The sequence below is a fragment of the Pantoea sp. MBD-2R genome (genome assembly GCF_039134845.1).
Taxonomy (GTDB): Bacteria; Pseudomonadota; Gammaproteobacteria; order Enterobacterales; family Enterobacteriaceae; genus Erwinia.
The window spans coordinates 574,918-596,522 of record NZ_CP152417.1 but is presented as its reverse complement, the minus strand read 5'-3'; the positions used below and the strand labels follow the sequence as shown (position 1 = coordinate 596,522).

The following is a 21,605-nucleotide window of genomic DNA, read 5'->3' as shown; positions in this document are numbered from 1 at the left end:
TCCAATCGCACGACAGGATCTTTATCCTCTGCCGGGCTTAATTTGCTCATTAACTGCGCTCGTACATCCCTCAGGAAGGCTTATCAGTGCGCATCAATGAACGAAAGGATTTCATGCGTAAGCGCATCAGGCTGCTCGAAATTGGGTAAATGCGCCGCTCCAGGTATGATATGCAGCTCGGCATGCCACTTTTCCGCCAGGCTCCGCGCGTAATCCTGTGGCGTGAGCTGATCATCGGCTCCCCTCACCACAACCGCTTTTACTCGTGGAAAAGTCATGTTTGTCAGATCGGTATCGGCGATGGCATAGGAGCATCCTGCGAAGGCTTCAACGGTGGTACGACGTAGCATCTGCTTCAGACCGTCTGCCTCTGGCGTGTCGATAAACTTCGGCGTGACCCATTTACTTAAAATGCCCATTTCGAGATGTTCAACACCGTGGTGAAAAACATCTTCAGCCCTGGCTCGCCAAAGCGACGGCGGAGCGGCATTAACCAGGGAAGTATCGACGATCACCATTCCCAGCACCCGTTTGGGTATCTTGAATCCGAGCCACTGCGCTATGGTTCCTCCAATTGAAACCCCTGCAACATAGAACGCATTGATATGCAGGTGATCGAGCGCGGCTACGACATCGTCGGCCAAATCGGACATGGAAAATGGCAGAGCATCAATTGCGCTTAATCCATGTCCGCGGATATCCAGGCGCACCACGCGATAGCGCTCGGTTAAACGCGGCATTTGCAAATCCCACAGGTGTAAATCCGTTCCCAGTGAATGAAGAAGTACCAACGTTTTCGCATTTTCTGGCCCCTGCACGTCGACGTACTGAGTTAATTTAAGCGGCCGAATAAACATTCAACACTCCCCATTTTTATTTTTTTATTCTGTATCGCCCATTCCATCGCTTGCGCTATTTTAACCAGCAATCTTTACTGATGGAGGCGGTGAATTCTGTCAGGCCACAGGACTATGCTGGCGCTTCTATTAATAGAGCAATCGCCGTTTTCTCTCTAATGGATAATTTCGATGCCGCTATCGAAATTATTGAATCCTGTTCATAAATCCTCGGTTGAAAAACGTTTCTTTTTCAGAATATCGCCAGAACATTCATATTTTCGATGAGTGCCTCGATTTTATTCACTGGCGTTTTATTAACATGAAAAATAACATCTGGCGAACAAGACCCGGAGATTAACCGCAGGGCAGCACTGTTGATTTCCCTTCTCTGCATATATCCGTAGCGGGTCGCTGTTACTTATTTTTCCGAAAATTTATTTTAGCTTATGGGATAAATTATGGCGCAGGCCGAATTTGATAAGGTAATGGTTGAACTGGTTGATTATGCCTATGAGCAGTCAATCTTTGATGATGAGACTTTACGCCTGGCGCGGTTTTGCCTGCTGGATTCTACAGGCTGCGCGATTGCCGCCTCCGGCGATGGTGACTGTTTAAAACTGATGCGTAGCGCGCAATTCAGCAAGAGCAGCGAGGGTGTTCCTGTTATGGGGACCGCGTTAAAGTTGGGACCGATCGAGGCAGCCTTTCAGACAGGATCGATGATCCGCTGGCTTGAATATAACGACACCTGGCTGGCGCAAGAGTGGGGACATCCGTCCGATAACCTGGGCGCTATCCTGGCAGCCGCAGCATGGCGTAGCCTGGCTGATGATAGCCAGCCGGAACCAGATATGGCAGCCGTACTGAATACGATGATTCGCGCCTATGAGATTCATGGGGTGCTCTGCCTGTCGAACTGTTTTAACGCGTTGGGCATCGATCATGTCGTGCTGGTTAAGCTGGCCTCGGCGATCGCTTCTGCTCAACTGCTCGGCCTGTCAAAAGATCAGGCGTTAAGCGCCCTTTCCAACGCCATTATTGATGGCCATTCCCTCCGAACCTACCGGCATGCGCCAAATGCAGGCACGCGCAAGTCCTGGGCAGCGGGTGACGCGACGGCACGCGGGCTGCAACTGGCGCTGTTCGCCCAAAGTGGCGAAATGGGCTATCCAACCGCGCTTAGCGTCAGCCGGTGGGGGTTCGATGATGCAGTTTTACGCGGCAAGCCCTTTAATCTGTCGCGCAAGCTGTCAGATTTTGTCATCAAAAATATCCTGTTCAAGGTTCCCAATCCTGCTGAGTATCATGCGCAGACCGCCGTAGAAGCGGCCATTAACCTGCGCGAGCGGATAGTCGCCGCCGGATTCTCACCTGAAAGCATTGAATATGTCCGGGTGGAAACGACGCGGCCGGCAATGCAGATTATTGATAAGTCGGGGCCGCTGAAAAACGCCGCCGATCGCGATCACTGCCTTCAGTATATGGTTGCTGTTGGCCTGCAAACCGGCAATCTCTCCGTTCAGGATTTTCACGAACCGCTCGCCTCCGATCCACAGCTGGATGCACTGCGCATGAAGATTACCTGCACTGAACGACCTTCCTTTACCGAAAGCTACTACGACCCGGAAAAACGCGCCATTCCCAATGCGCTCTACCTGAAATGTCACGGCATGACGGAAGAGATCGCTGAAACCATCGAATATCCGCTCGGTCATGTCCGTCGTCGTGAAGAGTGTTTCGAGGCGCTATTGGCTAAATTCCATTTGAATCTTTCAAACAGCCCGCTGCGCGACCATTCATCGGCCTTGTCCCACACCCTGGTTTCAGAGTCGAAGCTGGATGCGATGCCTGTTACCGACTTCCTGAAGATGTTCTGCTGGCTGTAGATCGCATTAAAAACAACGATATCTGTTAATTTAGCTCGAGGTGATGAAGTGAAAAAAGCAATACTGGTTGGTTGTGGTGCGGAGATCGGCGCAAACCTGCTGATTCAGAACGATCCGGCAAAAGATGGTTTCGCTATTCAAACGGTAGTGACAAATCCACCTTCTTTAGATAAGCATTATCCTGATCTGCGCCCTATTGATGGCATTGTTGCTCGCCTGGCAATGGCACATCCCGGCATGCAGTCCCGTATCGACATTATCAGTAGCGACACGCTTAATATCGACGGTCGCGAAGTTTACTTCTTCTTTGGCGATCTGGCCAAAGAACGTCCATCGCAAATCGGCCGCTTCGACATTGGCTTTATCGCCACCAGCAAGCTGGATATGGACAGGAACAGCCCTGTTGCCCGCAATATGCTGGAGCTCGCCGATGTGGTGCTGGGCGTTGCAGAGGCGAACGAGCTGCCGAGTATCTACGGCTGTCTGGAAGATTTGACCCGCGATGATATTGGCACTATTCAGCGCAAGGTGGTTGATTCCGGCATGTATTGTCTCGGATCCTGCCAGACAAATGGGATGCATGCCTCGCTGCGTGTCATAACCGAGGCGCTAAGGGCCATTCATTGCAACGCCTCGCACATTGTCTCGGTAGAAACCGATATCGTGCATCCTGATACGCCTAACGGCGTGCTCGGCACACGATCTTTTGAGGGGCGCATGCAGGATGCACGCGACAATCTCCGTCCAAGCTTCTCACAAATCGCCATGAGCCAGGAAAAGGTGATGCCGTGGGCGCCATTAGTGAATACCGTTTCGTTACGCGCCCCTGTGCATGCGCCCGGCTATCAGATTAACCGTTTTATCGTCAAGGACAGCGGTGCGTTGAGCCTCGGCCTTATCGAGGCGGCGATCGCGCGCGTGAGCGAAACGCATCCGCATGTTGTCAGGGCATCCCAAACGCCTTTGGGTAGCCGTGCCTATGCCTGGGAGCGCAGATGCTCAACTATCCTCACCGATAAGAATCACCTGCTCATTCTCCGTCCGGCCTGGCTGGCAAACCAGAACTTGAGTGAGATTATCGTTCAGTCGTTCGTGAACAATACGGTTGGCTATAGCGCCGTTGTTCGCGCAGTTGCACGCAGCATCGCGCTTGGCCTACCCGTCGCCACTTTTCAGGAGATTGAAAAATGACCCGCTCCCATACGGTTGATCTTTTGAGTTCAGGCTTTGTCGTTAAGACAGCCAGTTCCGCCATGTTCAACGGCAAATTGAAAGCCGAAGTCGATCAAATACGCGCGCTACACGATATCTATCCAGATCTGATGGTTCCGATCCTGCATGACGGACAGGCTGCGGGACGGCAGTTCTATATTCTTGAAAAGATCGACGCCCTTCCTCTGTCAAATATTGTGTTTGACGATCGGCGGCCACTGGCTGAACGCAGGATGATCGTTATCAATGCGTTGGAAAACGTCCAGCGAGCCATCGGCATGGAGATGGATAACCAACAGGCTACGTTCGACGATATGCCAGCAAGATTACGGGAAGAGTGGGAAGGCACGCGTTTCGCACACGACCTGTTCGATAAACCGATCCTGCTTAACGGCGCGAAATTCAATAAAACCGCCCGTGAAATCTTTGAAAAGTCGCTGGAGCTGGCTCAAACCGAAAAATTCAGATCGGTGGAAAAAGCCCACTTCAATTTTCACTTTGGCAATGTGCTCTATAACGAAGAACACGCCCAAACCCGCTTTATCGATCCTGATTTTTCGGTGCGGGGGCTTGATCCGCTTTTCGGCTTCTCCCGATTCGCCTTTTCGTTCTGGCACGAACTTGCCGCCGAAGTGAAGGATGCGGTGAAAATGGTGCCGATGGCTGACGCATTGATGTTCGTGCTGGCGAAACCCGACTACGGCAATATTCTCGGCGGTATCCCGGAACTGGGAGGAATTGGCGGCCTGCTGCCGCTGATGGGAGAAAGTATGCGGAATCGGTTCTACGTGCTCACTACCTACTGCTTCCTGAGAAGTATCCGTATCAACGGCAGTAAAAATCTCTGGAAAGTACCACGCTCCCCGGTAGTAGCCAGCCCCGAAGAGGTGCTGATGCTGGGCCTGGTGGCTTACCTTGAAGGGGCGAATGTAGAGACTGAAAGCCTCTGTGCGTAATTCCCATCCACTATAGGACGTTAAGGATATGTCGTTGGTAAGCAGCAGTACCCTGGAACAAGGATTCGAGACACCAAGACGCTATCTGGCGGCAGCGGCTATTTTAATCGGCGTTATTATGGCCGCGCTCGACAGCTCCATCGTTAATATTTCCCTGCCCTCTATCGCCGCTGCCTTACAGGTGGATTCAGCGTCTGTTATCTGGGTTACCAACGGCTATCAGGTTGCCAGCGCGGCGGCGATGTTGATTTGTGCCTCGTTGGGTTCCCGGATTGGGGAACGGCGCTTCTACACGGCGGGGATGATACTGTTTACGCTGGCGTCGCTGGGCTGTAGCCTCTCTCCAACCTTCGGCGTCCTGGTGGCGATGCGGGTGCTCCAGGGGATAAGCTATGCCGTTATGATCAGCGTCGGACTGGGCCTCTACCGGGTTATCTTTCCGCCGAGTACGTTGGGCACGATATTAGGGCTGAACGCGCTGGCGTTTGCGGTGGGGACAGCCATTGGGCCTGCGCTGGGCGGCCTGATCATCTCTTACCTCTCCTGGCCCTGGCTGTTCTATATCAATCTCCCGCTGGGCGCGCTTGCCATTGTGTTCTCGTTTGTCTCTTTGGGCGTGGATACCGAACGGGAAAAAGGCTTTGACTGGGGAGGGGCCGTTACTTCAGCCGCCGCATTAGGTCTGATGGTTGTCGCTGTCGATCAAATCGGACGCTGGGATAGTCGCACGCTCGTGCTGTGCGGCATCGCGTCGGTAGTGCTGATCGCCATCTTTGTTAACGCACAGAGGCGTTCAAAGCATCCACTGCTGCCTCTTGATATATTTCATTCCCGGCGATATACCTTTGCGGTGATCTCTTCCCTCTCAATGTTTGTGGCGCAGGGGATGGCGCTGGTCGGTTTGCCGTTTGTTTTGCAGCATGCCTTCCACTATTCCGTGCTGGAAGCCGCGTTTATCTTCACCCCGTGGCCGATTGCCGTTGCCATCTGTGCTCCGCTCGCTGGAAAACTCTCTAACCGTTTAAATGCGACTCAGATCTCCACCGTCGGCGTGGTGATTTTCTGCGTGGGCCTGGGATCGCTGGCTTTGCTGCCGGAAGCCGCAACGGTCAATGATTTCCTTTGGCGGGTAGCCGTCTGCGGGATCGGCTATGGGCTGTTCCTGCCGCCAAATAATAAAGAGATGTTTTCGAATGTCGCAGCGAATCGCACGGTAACGGCCTCTGGGGTTTTGTCGACGGCCAGGACTGCCGGACAATCGATCGGAGCGGCATTGGTGGCGATGGTGATTGCCCTGCTGAACGGGCTGAACAGTCATGCAGGTATGCAGTTCGCCGTCTGGGTGTTTGGACTGGCCTGCCTGATATCAGCGCTATCGGCCTTCTCCAGCATGCTGCGCCTGCAGCGATAAACGTTCAGCCACTTCTCTTCACGCATAATCAAAAGCTGTCGCTACCGATCCCAGTAGCGACAGCACCGCCAGAGTGGCGGAAAACCTGACAGCACTGCTCAAGTAAAATCACTAAGACCGGCTCTCTTTAAAGGTCTGCCGCCCACCGGGTTTTCTTTTCCAGGACATTTGATCTTCTTCCCGGCAAATGATAACTATTATCAACTATGCATTTTTGTCCAGGCGGTTTCAATGAGTCAGAGCAGTACCACTTCCCCTTCTTCCTGCTGCATCGTGGGCGCAGGCCCGGCCGGGCTTATGCTAGGTTATCTGCTGGCGCGCAACGGTATTCCGGTAACGGTGTTGGAAAAGCATGCGGATTTCCTGCGGGATTTTCGGGGCGATACGATTCATCCTTCCACGCTGGAGATTATCTGGCGGCTGGGGTTTCTGGATGAGTTCCTGACATTGCCGCATCAGAAAGCCGAAAGGCTGTTTGGCGAAATCGACGGGAAAGAGGCCACAATGGCCGATTTCACTCATCTTCCCACCCACTGCAAGTACATCGCTTTTATGCCGCAGTGGGATTTCCTTAATTTTATCAGCGCTAAAGCCGCGTTGCTGCCGGGCTTTACGCTTATTCATAACGCGCAGGTGGATGGGCTGATCGAGGAACAGGGGAAAGTATGCGGCGTAAAAGCCACCGTTAACGGCGAGCCGCAGGAAATTCGCAGCGAGCTGGTAATTGGCTGTGATGGCCGTCACTCCGCCGTTCGCCAGCATGCAGGTTTAACCGTTCAGAACTTTGGCGCGCCTCGTGATGTGCTGTGGCTGAAGGTGGCTAAACTGCCCGACGATCCGGAGTGGTCGATGGGGCATCGTGGGCCGAAGAAGAATTTCATTATGATCGATCGGGGAGATTACTGGCAGTGTGGTTACTCCATCCCGAAAGAGAGCCTTAACGTGCTGAAGCAGGCTGGATTGTCTGCTTTTTTACAGCAGGTTGCCGCTGCCTCGCCCTTTAGCGCAGGGCGACTTCAGGCCGATATTACCGATTGGGATCGGGTTAAGCTGCTGGTCATCCGCATCGATCGTTTGCAGCAGTGGGCGAAGCCTGGTCTGCTATGCATTGGCGATGCGGCTCATGCGATGTCGCCTATCGGTGGCGTCGGCGTTAACCTGGCGATTCAGGATGCGGTAGCGACCGCAAACCTGCTTTCAGCACCGTTGAAAAAAGGCACCCTGACCCTGAAGGATCTGCAAAAAGTGCAGAAGCGCCGTGCCTTCCCAACCTGGGCGACACAAACACTGCAAATCATGATTAGCAAAGCCGGACAGAAGAAGCGCAGCAAGCCGCCAGGCAGTATGGAACTGTGGCTACGTCGAAGGAAGTTTCTGCCGTTCCTGTTTGGTCGCCTGATAGGGATGGGTTTTTATCGCGAAATCCCAAAAGGGCTATAAAAAAAGCGGCCCCGAGGCCGCTTGAGGTTGTTGACATAGTGCTGGCGCAAGGAACCCGCTTTGAGTTTGTCAGCAGTCTGAAACGACTCTGAGGCCGCAGGGTGATGAATCAGACGCCCGGCGGCGTTTTCCCTTCCTCAATAAACTCTTCATCTATTTCATCGCTGTTGCCCTGATGATCCCGCCCGGAAAGCAGGTTCCAGCAGGCAATAAACATGGCGGCAATCAGTGGACCAATCACAAAACCATTGATGCCGTAGACTTCCATGCCGCCCAGCGTTGAAATCAGGATCAGATAGTCCGGCATTTTCGTGTCCTTTCCGACCAGCAGCGGTCGCAGGATGTTATCCACCAGCCCGATAACCACGACGAAAAAGCCCACGAGGAAAAACCCTTTCCACAGCATACCCGAGAAGAAAAAGTAAGCGGCGACAGGCACCCAGATAATGGCTGAACCGACAGCAGGGATCAGCGACAGGAAGCCGGTAAGCGCGCCCCACAGCAGATTGCCCTCGATGCCGGTGAAGTGAAATGCCAGGCCGCCAAGCACGCCCTGGACTACCGCTACCACCACCGTTCCTTTTACCGTCGCTCGCGATACGGCGGCGAATTTCACCAGCAGATGATGCTTAACATACCGGGTTAACGGCAGGCTACGCAGGATAACGTTGACCAGCCACGCGCCATCTTTTAACAGGAAAAACAGCAAATAGAGCATGATGCCAAAGCCGAGCGCGAAGCCCAGGCTGCTTTTACCAATCAGGAATATGCTGCCGGCAAAATATTGTCCGCCCTGAAGCGCCACCTGCGACAGCTTTTGCTGGATACGCGGCGCAGTATCAAGCTGATGCTCGGCAAGAGAGTGGCGAGCCCAGCGCGGCAGGTGCTGCATCACATCGGCTAACATCCCCGGCAGCTGGGTATTATTGTTTTGCAACTTGGTGTAAACCGCATTCAGCTCTATCGCCAGCGAAGACGCGACCGCCGCCAGCGGCGTGATCACCAGCAGGCAAATCACCACCACGGTCAGGAACGAGGCCAGTCCGTTGCGCTCTCCCATGTACTGACGAAGCTTGTTCTTCATCGGATGGAAAATCACTGCCAGAATGGCTGCCCACAGCACTGCGGAGTAGTACGGCCTTAAAATATCAAGAAAAGCCAGAGTAGTTATAAACAGGATCAGGATAAAAAATCCCTTTGTCAGGCCGTTGAATCTCATCTTCTTCCCTCAAAAACTGCAATTTTGCTCCCGTAGCATAGAACGCATCGCCGCTTTTGCAATACCAGGGAAGGGTGCTCATGGATCATGGCACAGCAGGGCAAATTTTGGCGCCTTCACTGGCTTCCTCCTCCGTTGCTTTTCAGCAGGTAAAAGGCTACCTTTATGTTGCCAGGCATAAGGGTTGGCCTCACGTTGATTTATTTCAGGTGGGGCCTTTCTCTTTTCATCCCTTGCCTGGGCTCAGGACCAAAAGATCCAGAGCACCCGGCACGCAGTCTATTCCGTTCCGCTTCTTTCTTCATCACCAGATAACAAAAATGCGTGCGTGCTCCAGCCTTTTACCACCAGGCACTGCGCTCAGGCCAGTTATACCGGCCACTGGTTCAGCACAATGCCTCGCTGACTCGCGCCCTCGCCGAAATCCTTCAATACCGCTTTAACATCGGGATCCAGATATTCCGCGTTGTCGTGATCGACGATCACCACGCTATTTTCCGGGATCTCGGCCAGCAATCCTTTCAGGCGAGGATTGTGCATAAACGTCAGGTTCTGCTGAAAACGCAGCACATAGTGGTCGTCATAGCGCGTCAGCATTAGCGCGTTGTGATGGCTTTTATAAATACTGAACAGCACCTGCGTTACCAGACCAATCCCGATCCCTGCCAGCATGCCAAACACCAGGATACCGCCGATGGTGGCGAGGAACGGCACCAGCTGCTGTGCACCATGGCGGGCATGCTCAACAAACAGTCTTGGCGTGGCAAGCTTATAGCCGGTGTAAAGCAGTACCGCTGCCAGGCTGGCGAGCGGAATTGCGTTCAGTAAATTGCTGAAGTAAAGCCCACAAACCAGCAGCAGCACGCCGTGGATCAGGATGGAGATCTTACTCTGCGCGCCCGCGCTAACGTTTACCGAGCTGCGTACAATCACCGCCGTAATGGGTAAACCGCCCAAAAAACCGCTTACCAGATTGCCAATCCCCTGCGCGCGCATCTCTTTATCAGGTGAAGGCGGCGGATTTTGCGGACGAAGCTTTTTCAGCGCTTCCTGGCTCAGCAGCGTTTCAAGACTGGCCACAATTGCCAGCGTCACCGCGACCATATAGACCGCCGGATTTTGCCAGGCCGCCCAGTTCGGCGTTTGCAGCTCGCCGGTCAGCGCCTGCAGGCTGTCGAACGCAGGCAGTGAAATACGCGGCAAGTGACTGACCAGTTCAGGAAACAGGCGGTCACCAAGCACCGTCGCCATACAGCCAAACAACACGGCCACCAGCGGGCCGGGGATCCAGCCCAGCACCCTGCTCTTCTTCACGGCACGGGTTCCCCAGGCCCATAAAATTAACAGACCAGCGCCGGAGACGACGATTGCAGAGATCGAAACGCTGAACGCGCCAGCAATGGCCAGTCCGTCCACCTCATTCTCTTCGCCCGCGCCAAACGCTACCGGGATTTGCTGAATAATCAGCAAAATACCGATTGCCGCCAGCATCCCTTTGATCACCGTTCCCGGCACCAGAGTGATAAAGCGCCCGGCACGGACAGCGCCCAGTAAAAATTGCAGCACGCCCGCAATAATCAGCGCCAGCAGCAGCGCAGAAAACGATCCCAGTGTTTCAATGGCGCCGGTAACGATAGTGACCAGTCCTGCGGCCGGGCCGCTAACAGCAAACTTTGACGGGCTGAAGGTGGTCACCACCAGGCCACCGATTACACCGGTTAGCAGCCCGACAAAGGGTGGAAGCCCGCTGGCCTGCGCGATGCCCAGACAGAGCGGCAGCGCGACCAGAAAGACCACAAGACCGGCAGGAATATCCTTACGAAGGGTGGACAGATTCATGGTGAAGTTACCTCTGCATTTTGCTGGATAAGCTCTTTCAGATGCCCGGTTTGCAGGTCATACACACAACCGAAAACATCCAGTTCCACGCCTGCCTGCCACGCTTTCTTCACCGGCTCAGTCCCCACCAGATGCGCGAACTGCGCCAGCACGTTGACCTCAACCAGCTGGTTAAGGCGCGCCGTTTCATCCATGGACTGAGCTGCTGCAAGCCCGGTTGCCAGCGCCTCACGCAGTTGGGTAATACGCCGGGCAAGCGGCGAAATTTCATCTGCCAGCGGAAGCGTGGGTAGTGCAATAGCCGCCTGGACGCCGCCGCAGCCGTAGTGGCCGCATAACACAATGCGTGAAACCTTGAGATATTCCAGGGCGTATTGCAGTACGCTCATAAAATTATCGTCATGGCTGGCGACCATATTGGCGATATTGCGATGTACAAACAGTTCACCGGGATGCGAACCGGTCAGCACTTCGGCAGGGACACGGCTGTCTGAACAGCCAATCCATAATGAATGCGGCTGCTGTGAAAGCACATTTTTTTGGAAGTATTGAGAATTGCGTTGGCGGCACTGCAAGGCCCAACTGCGGTTTTTCGCTAACAGGGGTTTTAGGGTCGTCAAAGTACAGTCTCTCTTTCAGTCCGTCAGGAATAGTCCAAAGCGCCAGAAATAAATGACAGGTAGTGTTAAAGATGAGGGAACGCCTCAACATCAGTATGTACATAACTGCTGTAATAAGTTCTAACATTTTTAACACCAAATAAATAATAAGATTAATCCTGGCATTAAACAGAATAAGTAATGTAATTTTTCTTAAATTAACTTCCCTGAAAGGCGTTTTTTTGGCAGTACCGCCAGGAGTTTTATTTTTAGATAAAATATCATTAAAATCATACATTTAAATTAAAATAAATAATTAAGCATAAGGAATAGCTATTGTTTAAGCTGATAATAAATTCAGGACTCCCGTCTCTTTATTTGCTGCTCTCTGCAATGGAAATTTAAAAACCTTGTCCTGACAGGGTTATATTTTGCTTTATTTCGCAATGGACAAATAAGGCAGATAGTAATAACGCCATTTATCAATAATCGTCAGAAATAACTGGAAATATTTTAACATCTTTACAAATTAATTTCAGGCAGCCCTCTCCGTTCAGTACCTTATAAATCTGTTTACCCACTCTCCTTGCTGACCTGTACGCGTTTATCGCTGCCTGCCAACGCGCAGTCCCGGTCAACGTCAGAAAGAACGATATGCCTCACACAATAAACAAAACTCATGGCTCTATAACCATTTTATGGCAGACAAAGTGCGGGGTGCCGCCTAACTTGGTTATGGCATTGAAAATATTATTTTATATAAGATGCTGTTTTGAAATGAAAAAACAAAGAGCACTTACCTTCAATAATTATAAAAACATCGTCAGTCAATCCGGGATGGGTTGATTTTTTTTTAAGCCGATCACGGATTAATAAAAAAAACAGAGAGCGTACCCTATGAGCAATCGCGACGTTGTCGACGTAAAGGCATGGATCGATTCCCGTTCCATCTCGACCAGACAATGGCTGATCCTGGCCCTGAGCTTCATCATCATCCTTTTTGACGGCTACGATGCCGCCGTGATGGGATTTATCGCCCCGGCGCTGATTGAAGACTGGGGGATCTCCCGGGCTGAAATGGGGCCAATCCTGGGCGCGGCGATGTTTGGCGTTGCCATTGGCGCACTGGTTGCCGGTCCCTGGTCAGATAAGCTGGGTCGTAAGAAAATCCTGCTGCTTTCCATCGCCTGCTTTGCCTGCTTCAGCCTCGCCAGCGCCTTTGCCCGTTCGCCCGTCGAGATGGCGCTGTTACGCTTTCTGACCGGTTTGGGGCTGGGCGCCGTCATGCCCAACTGCGTTACGCTGGTGTCGGAATATATGCCAGAACGTCGACGCAGCCTGATGATCACCCTGATGTACAGCGGCTTTAATATCGGTTCCGGCCTTGGCGGGTTTATTGCTGCCGGGATGGTGCCCCACTTTGGCTGGCAGTCGGTTTTACTGTTTGGCGGCGCCATCCCGCTACTGATGCTACCGCTGCTGGTTTGGCTCCTGCCCGAGTCTGCGATGTATATGGTGGTGCGCAACGTCAGCCGGGAGAAAATAGCCATCACGCTGAATCGTCTGGGCGGCCAGTTTACGGCAGCAACCGCCTTTGTGCTTTCCGCGCCGATCGTGCCTAAAAAAGCCCAGGTGCTGCAACTGTTCAGCCGTGGCTATGCGGGCGGTACGCTGGTGTTGTGGCTGACCTATTTTATGGGGCTGTTTGTTATCTATCTGCTGAACGGCTGGCTGCCGACGATTATGCGTTCCGGCGGCGTTTCACTGGAACGGGCGGCTATCGTCGCCGGGCTGTTTCAGCTTGGCGGCACCGTTGGCGGCCTGATGGTCGGCGGCCTGATGGATCGCCTGAAGGCGAAATATGTTATCGGCGCATTTTATCTTGCTGGCTGCCTGTGCCTGCTTTCACAAGGCATTTGGGGCTTTGGTCCTACCGTGCTGGCGGCGCTGGTCTTTGTCAGCGGCCTCTGTATTAACGGCGCGCAAACCGGCCTGCAAGCGTTCTCTCCCGCCTTTTACCCGACAGAAATGCGCGCCACCGGCGTGTGCTGGATGCACGGCATCGGCCGTAGCGGCGCCATCCTCAGCTCGTCGCTGGGTGGCGTACTGCTGGGCGTGTTCCCGGGACAAACCAGCATTTTTATCATTTTGTCGCTGCCTGCTTTGTTAGCAGCGCTTTCTATTACTCAACATCAACACGCGCAGGTTACCCGACAGATCAAAGGCGTGGAGCTTAACGATCTGCCTGCCCTGTCGCGCACGATGAATAACCGATAAGTGAAGAGGTCTGAAATGGCAAAAATTATAGGCGGACTGGCGGTATCACATACCCCGACCATCGGCTTTGCGGTCGACCATAACAAGCAGCAGGAAGGTGCCTGGGCGCCGATTTTTGATGGTTTTGCGCCGATGCAGCGCTGGCTGGAGGAGAAAAAACCCGACGTGCTGGTTTACGTGTTTAACGATCACGTGACGTCCTTCTTTTTCGATCACTACTCGGCTTTCACGCTGGGCATTGATGACAGCTATGCGGTTGCCGATGAGGGCGGCGGCCCGCGCGATTTGCCGCCGATCAAAGGCCATGCTGAGCTTTCTCAGCATATTGGTGCCAGCCTGATGGCCGACGAATTCGATATGTCCTTCTTCCAGGATAAACCCTTGGATCACGGCCTGTTCTCGCCGCTCTCGGCGCTGCTGCCTTGCGAAAACGGCTGGCCGATGCAGGTAGTGCCTTTGCAGATTGGCGTGCTGCAATTCCCGATCCCCAGCGCCCGTCGCTGCTACAAGCTGGGCCAGGCGCTGCGGCGTGCGGTAGAGAGTTTTCCGCAGGATCTTAAGGTTGCTATCGTGGCCACCGGCGGCGTATCTCATCAGGTGCACGGCGAGCGCTGCGGCTTTAATAATCCGGAATGGGATGCGCAGTTTGTCGACATGCTGGTTAACGATCCCGAGCGCCTGACGGAAATCACCCTGGCAGAGTACGCCACGCTTGGCGGCCTTGAAGGCGCTGAGGTGATCATGTGGCTGGTGATGCGCGGTGCGTTGTCGGCCAACGTTGAGAAACTTCATCAGGCTTACTATCTGCCTTCCATGACCGGCATCGCCACGCTGATCCTCGAAAATCAGGCCCGGGAAGCGCCGTTCGACGTTCAGCAGCGTCAGCGGGACAAGATCAATTTGCAGCTTAGCGGCGTGGAAAAACTGCCCGGCACCTATCCCTTTACGCAGGCGCGCAGCCTGAAAGCGCTGCGGATCAATCGCTTCCTGCACAACATGATCCAGCCCGCCTGGCGCGAGCGTTTCCGTCAGGATCCTGCTGGCTTATATGAAGAGGCAAAGCTCACCGAAGAAGAGCGTCGGTTGCTTAGCGAACTGGACTGGCGTGGCATGATCCATTATGGCGTCAGCTTTTTCCTGTTGGAAAAACTGGGTGCGGTGGTCGGCGTCTCCAACCTGCATATCTACTCGGCAATGCGCGGTCTGTCGCTGGAAGAGTTCCAGAAAACGCGTAATCAGCAGGTGCTCTATTCCGTCGCGGGGAAATCAGCCTGATGAATGATTTTCCCGTTATCGACTGCCATCATCACGTCTTCGATCCGGCGCGCTTTCCTTACGATGCCTCCAGCAGCTATCAGCCGGCGGGCCACGAGCTGGCGACGCCGGCCGGTTATCGTGCGGCGATGGAAGCCTACAACATTCGCCATTCGCTGATTGTCGGGCCAACCTCGGCTTACAACACCGATAACCGCTGTTTGCTGGACACGCTGCAACAGGGCCAGGGACGGCATAAAGGCATTGCCGTCACCCGCTTCGACGTCGACAGCGAGACGCTGGCAACGCTGAAAAGCCAGGGGGTGGTCGGCATCGCTTTTAATGTCGCCATGCTTGGCACCGCGCCTTTTCTTCAGCTGGATGGACTGATGGGCCGCCTGGCAGAACTGGATATGTTCGCGCAGGTTCAGGTGCAGGACGACCAGCTGCTGGCGTTGATGCCGCTGCTGAAACGCACGCGTACCAGGCTGCTGTTCGACCACAGCGGCCGTCCTGAGGTCAATGCCGGGCTGGATCAGCCCGCGTTTCAGGCTCTGCTTTCGCTGGCCGGTCAGCAGCGCACCTTCGTCAAACTTTCCGGGCTGGCGAAATTTTCCCGCCAGGCTTATCCGTGGCGCGATGCCCAGCCTTATCTTCTGGCGCTGCTGGAAGCCTTCGGGGCTGAAAACTGCATGTGGGGATCCGACTGGCCGTTTCTGCGCGCCACTGAAAGGATGGAGATGGGCACCCAACTGATGCTGATGGAGAAGCTGATCCCTGAGATGAACACGCGTCGCCAGGTGATGTGGGAGACGCCGTATCGCCTTTTTGGCTTTGATGACTGAGGAGAGACCAATGAAAACTGTTTTTGTCCTGAACGGGCCAAACCTGAATTTACTGGGTACGCGGGAGCCGCAAACCTACGGCAGCGATACGCTGGCCACGGTAGAGCAACTATGCCGGGCCACCGCTGCCGAACTGGATATTGCCATCGACTTCCGCCAGACCAACCACGAAGGCGAAATGATCGACTGGATCCAGCAAGCGCGCCATCAGGCGCAGGCGCTGGTGATCAACCCCGCCGCCTGGACCCACACTTCAGTCGCTATCCGCGATGCGGTAACGGGCGTTGCTCTGCCGCTGTGGGAAGTACACATTACTAACGTGCATAAGCGCGAACCGTTCCGCCATCACTCTTACCTTTCGGATGTGGCGCAAGGGGTGATCTGCGGTTATGGCATTCGCGGCTATCGCTATGCGCTGATGGAGGCGGCCAGGGTGGAATAACATTTCAGCCCTTTTATGACGGCGTGCCGGGAGGATGACAGCAGCCGTTGGCTTCCCGCAGGCGATCCGTTATTCAAAGCGGCCTTCTGCCTGGCAGACCTCGCGCAGAAAGCCAATCAGCGCGTCTGCGGCAGGAGAATGCAGACAGCCGGTGCGGTAGCTCAGGCCGATAGGACGGTTTGTATTGGGCAGCGGGATCGGCAGCGCGATCAGCTCGCCCGAAGCCAGCTCCACTTCCAGCTGATGGCGGGACACGGCTGCCAGCATATCTGAGTCACGCAGCAGGCCACGCACCAAAGCCAGGTCGCCGCTCTCGATGACCGGATCGGGCGCGGGGATCCCCATGGCGACGAAGCAATTATTCAGCAGGCTGCGCGCGGGCGTGGCGGAACGAGGCAGCACCCAACGCGCCTGGGGCAATGCCTGCATAATGTCGGCCTTTTTTGCCAGCGGATGATCGCGCCTCGCCACCAGCACCATCTCTTCCGAGAACAGCGTCTCGCTGCTGATGTCTCTGATATCCAGGGTGTTACGCAGCGCGCCAAAAATAAAATCGATATCGCCCGAGCGCATTTCCGCAGCCAGCATGCCCCAGGCACTTTCGCTGGTGACGACTTTGATCCCCGGATAGCGTTCGGTCAGCCGGACAATGGCCTGAGGCAACAGGCGCGTCCGTCCCAGCGGCAGCGCGCCCACTCTGACCGTGCCCGTCAGGATCCCCTTTCTGGCCGCAATATCAGCCGGGATATGGCGCAGCTCGTTCAGCGCCCTGCGGATCCCAGGTTCAATCTCCCGTCCGGCAAGCGAAGGCACCATACCGTGCGGCGTACGTTCCAGCAGCGCGACTCCCGCACCGTTTTCCAACACTTTTAGCGCGGCACTGACCGCAGGCTGGCTTAGCCCAAGCTGCATAGCGACCGACTGCATATGGCGCGTCTGGCAAAGCGTGATAAAAATTTGCAGCCGCCGGACGTTATAAAGCCACAGCGGTTCCGCTTCGGCCTTATCGCTACTTTTGGCTAACAGGCGGGCCAGCTGATGCGGGATCAGATGCAACTCTTCAATCGCCCTTTTGGCGCGCGGCAAAATGCAGTTGCCGAGATCGGTCAAACGCATGCCGCCTGCGTGACGCTCGAACAGCGATACCGCCAAAGTGAGTTCCAGATCACGAATTGCGCGGGTTACCGCAGACTGAGTACGAAATAATTCATCGGCCGCTTTCGACACGCTTCCCTGACTGACAACTTGCACAAACGCCCTGATTTGCATCAGGTTTACCAGCTCACTTCGGGTGATTTCCTGCGGCATTTCGCGCCCTTTTTAAAGCTTGATCTGACCCGCACTATAAATAAAACGCATACCTGCTGCAAACAAATGAATTATCGCCAGAACGCCCTGAGTGCCAGCATGAAAAAAAACGCAAAGGAACCTGAAAATGACTGCAAACTCTGAAAAAACCGCGCTGGTGGTCAGTGCTCACTCTGCCGATTTCGTCTGGCGTGCAGGCGGTGCTATCGCGCTGCATCAGCAGCAGGGCTATAGCGTTCACGTCGTCTGCCTCTCGTTTGGCGAACGTGGCGAATCCGCTAAACTGTGGCGCAAAGGCAACATGACGGAAGAAAAAGTCAAAGAAGCGCGCCGTAGCGAAGCACTGGCCGCCGCTGAAATCCTCGGTGCCACCATCGAATTTTTTGATATGGGTGATTACCCGCTGCGTGCCGATAAAGAGGCGCTGTTCCGCCTGGCGGACGTCTACCGCCGCATCCAGCCGCACTTTGTGCTCAGCCACTCGCTGCATGATCCTTATAACTACGATCACCCGATGGCAACGCATCTGGCACAGGAAGCACGCATCATTGCCCAGGCCGAAGGCTATCGCCCCGGCGAAAAAATTGTTGCCGCGCCGCCGGTCTACTGCTTTGAGCCGCACCAGCCTGAACAGTGCAACTGGAAGCCGGACGTGCTGCTGGATATTACCAGCGTGTGGGATAAAAAATACGCCGCCATCCAGTGCATGGCCGGTCAGGAACACCTGTGGGAATACTACACGCGCGTTGCCCAGCAGCGAGGCGTTCAGGCCAAACGCAACGTCGGCATCACTGCCGCGCGCGACATCGTTTATGGCGAAGGCTATCAAAGCATCTTCCCACGCGTGACGGAGGATCTGGCATGAGTCAGCTCGGTAAAAAAGGCGTGGTGGTGCGCAATATCCAGCGTGCCGCAGCACGGGACATCGCCTCGCTGGCGGCTTCCGGTGTGGCAACCGTTCATGAAGCCCAGGGGCGAAAAGGCCTGCTCGATCCCGCTATCCGTCCGGTTCAGCAGGATAAGGGTATCGCGGGCAGCGCGGTCACCGTGCTGCTGGCACCTGGCGACAACTGGATGTTTCACGTTGCCGTGGAACAGTGTCAGCCGGGCGATATTCTGGTGGCCGTGCCCACTTCTCCCTGTGTGGACGGCTTCTTCGGCGATCTGCTGGCGACTTCCTTGCAGGCTCGCGGCGTTATCGGGCTGATTGCCGATCACGGTGTGAGAGATTCGCGGACGCTGCGGGAGATGGGCTTTGCCGTCTGGTCACGGGCGATTTACGCCCAGGGAACGGTAAAGGAGACGCTCGGATCGGTCAACGTGCCGGTGATTTGCGCGGGCCAGCTGGTTAATCCTGGCGATGTGATCGTCGCGGATGACGACGGCGTGGTCGTGGTGGCGCGCGCCGAAGCTGCCCGGGTAGCCGAGAGCGCCCGCCAGCGTGAAGAGCTGGAAGAGAGCAAGCGTGCGCGGATGGCGGCGGGCGAGCTGGGTCTGGATATTTATCAGATGCGGCCGCGCCTGGCGGAAAAAGGCTTGCGCTATGTGGACAGCGCCGACGATCTGGAGAACTGATATGCGCCAGCGCCGCATTCCCTGCCTGTTGATGCGCGGGGGAACCTCAAAAGCCGCCTGCTTCCTGGCGGAAGATTTGCCAGAAGATCGGGATCTGCGCGATCGCGTTTTGCTGGCGGTGATGGGATCGCCGGACAGTCGCCAGATCGACGGCCTGGGCGGTGCCGATCCGCTGACCAGTAAAGTCGCGATCGTGCGCCGCTCTGCCCGCCCGGATGCCGATGTCGATTATCTGTTCGCTCAGGTCAACGTCGATCGGGCCAGCGTGGATTACGGGCAAAACTGCGGCAATATCCTCGCGGCAGTTGGCCCGTTCGCGCTGGAGCGTGGCCTGATTGCGGCTACCGATCCGCAGACCAGCGTGCGGATCTTTATGGAAAACACCGGGCAGATCGCAATCGCTCAGGTTGCCACGCCGCTGGGCCAGGTGGATTACGACGGCGACCTGAAAATCGACGGCGTGCCGGGAACGGCGGCGGAAGTGCTGCTGAACTTCAGCGATATTGCCGGTTCCAGCTGCGGCGCGTTGCTGCCCACCGGTCAGGTTCGCGATCGTTTTGACGGCATCGACGTGACCTGCATCGACAACGGTATGCCGGTGGTGCTGGTGCGGGCTGCCGATCTGGGACGCAGCGGTTATGAAACCCGCGAAGAGCTGGATGCCGATCGGCAGCTTAAAGATCGTCTGGAAGCGATCCGCCTTCAGGCCGGGCCGTTGATGAATCTGGGTGATGTCAGCCAGCGCACCGTACCTAAGATGACGCTGCTGGCCGAACCCCGGGCGGGTGGAACGATCGGCAGCCGCACTTTTATTCCGCATCGCTGCCACGCTTCGATAGGCGTACTGGGCGCGGTTAGCGTTGCCAGCGCCTGCCTGCTGGCGGGAAGCGTGGCAGACGGGCTGGCAAACGTCACCGACGCACTGTCGCAACGTCTGAGCGTGGAGCATCCCACCGGCGAATTCAGCGTGCTCCTAAGGCGTAACGAGCAGCACGCGCTGACCGGCGCAGGATTGCTGCGTACGGCGCGGCTGATTTTTGCTGGCGAGGTGATGATCCCGGCAGCAGTCTGGCCAGCCACAATCGGTGAACAGAACGCCCAGCTGGCGGGCTACCACTTTGAGGTGACCCTCCCTTCCTCGTAAATAAGGATTACTGCCATGATAAATATCGCTTTTATCGGCTTCGGCGAAGCGGGCGGCATTCTTGCCCGTGATCTGGCGGCTCATGCAACAGTGACCGTTTGGGACCGCAAACTGCTCAACGCTGAAACCCGTCAGGAAATGGAACAGAAAGCAGCGGCGTCGGGCGTTCGCCTCGCTCGTTCGCTCGACGAAGCCTTGCAAAACGCCAGCCTGATTTTCTCGACGGTAACGGCTTCTGAAGCGCTGAACGTGGCGCTGACCGCCGCGTCCAATCTGAAAGCCGGACAAACCTTTCTGGATCTGAACTCGGTTGCGCCCGCCACCAAGCTGGCAGCGGCAGAGATCGTGGAAGCCGCAGGCGCGGCCTATATCGACGTTGCGGTGATGGCACCGGTGCCGCCTCAGCGTTTGCAAACCCCGCTGCTGCTTGGCGGCACGACGGCCGAAACGATCGACGGACAGCTGCGTGAACTGGGTTTCAACAGTCAGTATCGCAGCCGCGACGTCGGCGAAGCCTCGGCGATTAAAATGTGCCGTAGCGTAATGATCAAAGGACTGGAAGCGCTGACCACCGAATGCCTGAGCGCCGCCCGTCAGTATGGCGTTGAGCAGGCGGTGCTGGATTCTCTGCACGCCAGTTTCCCCTCGCTGGGCTGGAATACGACGCTGCCGGACTACCTGATTAGCCGGGTGGCCGAACATGGACAGCGACGCGCTGAAGAGATGCGTGAAGTGGTGCAAACATTGCAGGACGTTAACGTTTCGCCAGCAATGAGCCTGGGCATTGTCGCCACACAGCAGGGACTGGTGGATGCCATTGCCCTGCGCGGGCTGCATTATCAACAGCTGAAGCCGTTTGTCTGGCAGCAGGCGCTGGAACGCATTTATCCGAAGGAGTGATATGAAATTTCGTTTCGCTTTACTGCTGGCTGCCGCCGCTCAATGTAGCGCGGCAACCCCTGATGCGGCGCAAACCGGCCGGATCATCAGTCAGGTAAAAAGCCAGCTTTCCGCCGCCAACAGCACTGGCTGCGTGGCCGTCGTTGACAGCAGCGGCCTGCTGCTGGCCTTCCAGCGCTTTGATAACGCGCCGCCCGGCTGTGTGCAGGCTTCGATCGGCAAAGCCCGCACCTCGGCGCTTTACCGCACGCCAACGCTGAAATTTATGCAACGGCTGCAAAAGGGTGAAACCAGCGTGCTGGCTATCCCTCAGGCGGTCGCCCTCGGTGGCGGCTTTCCCCTTACCCTCCACGGTGAAGTTGTCGGCGCAGTAGGCGTCAGTACACCCAAACAGGAACTGGACAATTCGGCGTCAGAATCCGCAGCTGCCACGCTGAACTGACCCGCCTTCACAAGGAT

19 protein-coding genes are annotated in these 21,605 nt (G+C 55.5%); 14 read left to right on the top strand and 5 right to left on the bottom strand.

Annotation, left to right across the window (positions count from 1 at the left end; all coding sequences use genetic code 11):
- Window positions 1-83 precede the first annotated feature (83 nt).
- Window positions 84-857 (bottom strand): alpha/beta fold hydrolase, encoded by a 774-nt coding sequence (locus AAGQ96_RS02585; protein ID WP_147194756.1) that lies wholly within the window; start codon window positions 855-857, stop codon window positions 84-86.
- 440 nt (window positions 858-1,297) lie between these two features.
- Here AAGQ96_RS02585 and AAGQ96_RS02580 point away from each other — a divergent pair, with 440 nt between their 5' ends.
- The 5 genes from AAGQ96_RS02580 (at window position 1,298) to AAGQ96_RS02560 (ending at window position 7,744) form a co-directional block, all read left to right on the top strand.
- Window positions 1,298-2,725, top strand: a complete 1,428-nt coding sequence (locus AAGQ96_RS02580; protein ID WP_342754751.1) for a bifunctional 2-methylcitrate dehydratase/aconitate hydratase — start codon at window positions 1,298-1,300, stop codon at window positions 2,723-2,725.
- Window positions 2,726-2,773: 48 nt separating this feature from the next.
- Entirely contained in the window at window positions 2,774-3,916 is a 1,143-nt protein-coding gene (locus tag AAGQ96_RS02575) for a hypothetical protein (RefSeq protein ID WP_147194746.1), read from the top strand.
- The gene (locus AAGQ96_RS02570; RefSeq protein WP_342754750.1) at window positions 3,913-4,893 is read left to right on the top strand and encodes a hypothetical protein; all 981 of its coding nucleotides are present in this window, start codon (window positions 3,913-3,915) and stop codon (window positions 4,891-4,893) included. Before AAGQ96_RS02575 ends, AAGQ96_RS02570 begins: the two co-directional genes overlap by 4 nt.
- Before the next feature lie 28 nt (window positions 4,894-4,921).
- Complete coding sequence (locus AAGQ96_RS02565) at window positions 4,922-6,304, top strand: DHA2 family efflux MFS transporter permease subunit (RefSeq protein ID WP_342754749.1); 1,383 nt, start codon at window positions 4,922-4,924, stop codon at window positions 6,302-6,304.
- 231 nt (window positions 6,305-6,535) lie between these two features.
- Window positions 6,536-7,744 carry an FAD-dependent oxidoreductase gene (locus tag AAGQ96_RS02560; protein ID WP_147194737.1) on the top strand — a complete coding sequence of 403 codons (1,209 nt, stop codon included), beginning with the start codon at window positions 6,536-6,538 and terminating at the stop codon, window positions 7,742-7,744.
- A gap of 109 nt (window positions 7,745-7,853) precedes the next feature.
- Here AAGQ96_RS02560 and AAGQ96_RS02555 read toward each other — a convergent pair whose 3' ends face one another.
- The 3 genes from AAGQ96_RS02555 to AAGQ96_RS02545 all read right to left on the bottom strand — a co-directional run bounded on the left by AAGQ96_RS02555 (window position 7,854) and on the right by AAGQ96_RS02545 (window position 11,422).
- Complete coding sequence (locus tag AAGQ96_RS02555; RefSeq protein WP_342754748.1) at window positions 7,854-8,963, bottom strand: AI-2E family transporter; 1,110 nt, start codon at window positions 8,961-8,963, stop codon at window positions 7,854-7,856.
- A 369-nt stretch (window positions 8,964-9,332) separates the two neighbouring features.
- On the bottom strand, window positions 9,333-10,802 hold the full coding sequence (locus tag AAGQ96_RS02550; RefSeq protein WP_342754747.1) for a SulP family inorganic anion transporter: 1,470 nt from the start codon (window positions 10,800-10,802) through the stop codon (window positions 9,333-9,335).
- The gene (locus AAGQ96_RS02545) at window positions 10,799-11,422 is read right to left on the bottom strand and encodes a carbonic anhydrase (RefSeq protein ID WP_147194728.1); all 624 of its coding nucleotides are present in this window, start codon (window positions 11,420-11,422) and stop codon (window positions 10,799-10,801) included. The genes AAGQ96_RS02550 and AAGQ96_RS02545 overlap by 4 nt, the downstream gene beginning before the upstream one ends.
- 876 nt (window positions 11,423-12,298) lie before the next feature.
- On the opposite strand from AAGQ96_RS02545, the gene AAGQ96_RS02540 reads away from it, so the two are divergent.
- The 4 genes from AAGQ96_RS02540 to aroQ are packed head-to-tail and all read left to right on the top strand — an operon-like array spanning window position 12,299 to window position 16,219.
- On the top strand, window positions 12,299-13,678 hold the full coding sequence (locus AAGQ96_RS02540) for an aromatic acid/H+ symport family MFS transporter (protein ID WP_147194726.1): 1,380 nt from the start codon (window positions 12,299-12,301) through the stop codon (window positions 13,676-13,678).
- Between the two features lie 15 nt (window positions 13,679-13,693).
- The gene (locus AAGQ96_RS02535) at window positions 13,694-14,953 is read left to right on the top strand and encodes a gallate dioxygenase (RefSeq protein WP_147194723.1); all 1,260 of its coding nucleotides are present in this window, start codon (window positions 13,694-13,696) and stop codon (window positions 14,951-14,953) included.
- Window positions 14,953-15,777, top strand: a complete 825-nt coding sequence (locus AAGQ96_RS02530; protein WP_147194720.1) for an amidohydrolase family protein — start codon at window positions 14,953-14,955, stop codon at window positions 15,775-15,777. Before AAGQ96_RS02535 ends, AAGQ96_RS02530 begins: the two co-directional genes overlap by 1 nt.
- A 10-nt stretch (window positions 15,778-15,787) precedes the next feature.
- Window positions 15,788-16,219, top strand: coding sequence for a type II 3-dehydroquinate dehydratase (gene aroQ, locus AAGQ96_RS02525; RefSeq protein WP_147194717.1), 432 nt, complete (start codon window positions 15,788-15,790; stop codon window positions 16,217-16,219).
- Between the two features lie 69 nt (window positions 16,220-16,288).
- Here aroQ and AAGQ96_RS02520 read toward each other — a convergent pair whose 3' ends face one another.
- Window positions 16,289-17,527 (bottom strand): LysR family transcriptional regulator, encoded by a 1,239-nt coding sequence (locus AAGQ96_RS02520; protein ID WP_342754746.1) that lies wholly within the window; start codon window positions 17,525-17,527, stop codon window positions 16,289-16,291.
- A gap of 127 nt (window positions 17,528-17,654) precedes the next feature.
- Here AAGQ96_RS02520 and galB point away from each other — a divergent pair, with 127 nt between their 5' ends.
- The 5 genes from galB to AAGQ96_RS02495 are packed head-to-tail and all read left to right on the top strand — an operon-like array spanning window position 17,655 to window position 21,588.
- The gene (gene galB, locus AAGQ96_RS02515) at window positions 17,655-18,392 is read left to right on the top strand and encodes a 4-oxalmesaconate hydratase (protein ID WP_342754745.1); all 738 of its coding nucleotides are present in this window, start codon (window positions 17,655-17,657) and stop codon (window positions 18,390-18,392) included.
- Complete coding sequence (locus tag AAGQ96_RS02510) at window positions 18,389-19,102, top strand: 4-carboxy-4-hydroxy-2-oxoadipate aldolase/oxaloacetate decarboxylase (RefSeq protein ID WP_147194710.1); 714 nt, start codon at window positions 18,389-18,391, stop codon at window positions 19,100-19,102. The genes galB and AAGQ96_RS02510 overlap by 4 nt, the downstream gene beginning before the upstream one ends.
- A gap of 1 nt (window position 19,103) precedes the next feature.
- Window positions 19,104-20,246: a 4-oxalomesaconate tautomerase gene (locus AAGQ96_RS02505; RefSeq protein ID WP_147194707.1), complete on the top strand. Its 1,143-nt coding sequence runs from the start codon at window positions 19,104-19,106 to the stop codon at window positions 20,244-20,246.
- 15 nt (window positions 20,247-20,261) lie between these two features.
- On the top strand, window positions 20,262-21,146 hold the full coding sequence (locus AAGQ96_RS02500; RefSeq protein WP_342754744.1) for a DUF1932 domain-containing protein: 885 nt from the start codon (window positions 20,262-20,264) through the stop codon (window positions 21,144-21,146).
- A 1-nt stretch (window position 21,147) separates the two neighbouring features.
- On the top strand, window positions 21,148-21,588 hold the full coding sequence (locus AAGQ96_RS02495) for a heme-binding protein (protein WP_342754743.1): 441 nt from the start codon (window positions 21,148-21,150) through the stop codon (window positions 21,586-21,588).
- Window positions 21,589-21,605: the final 17 nt, after the last annotated feature.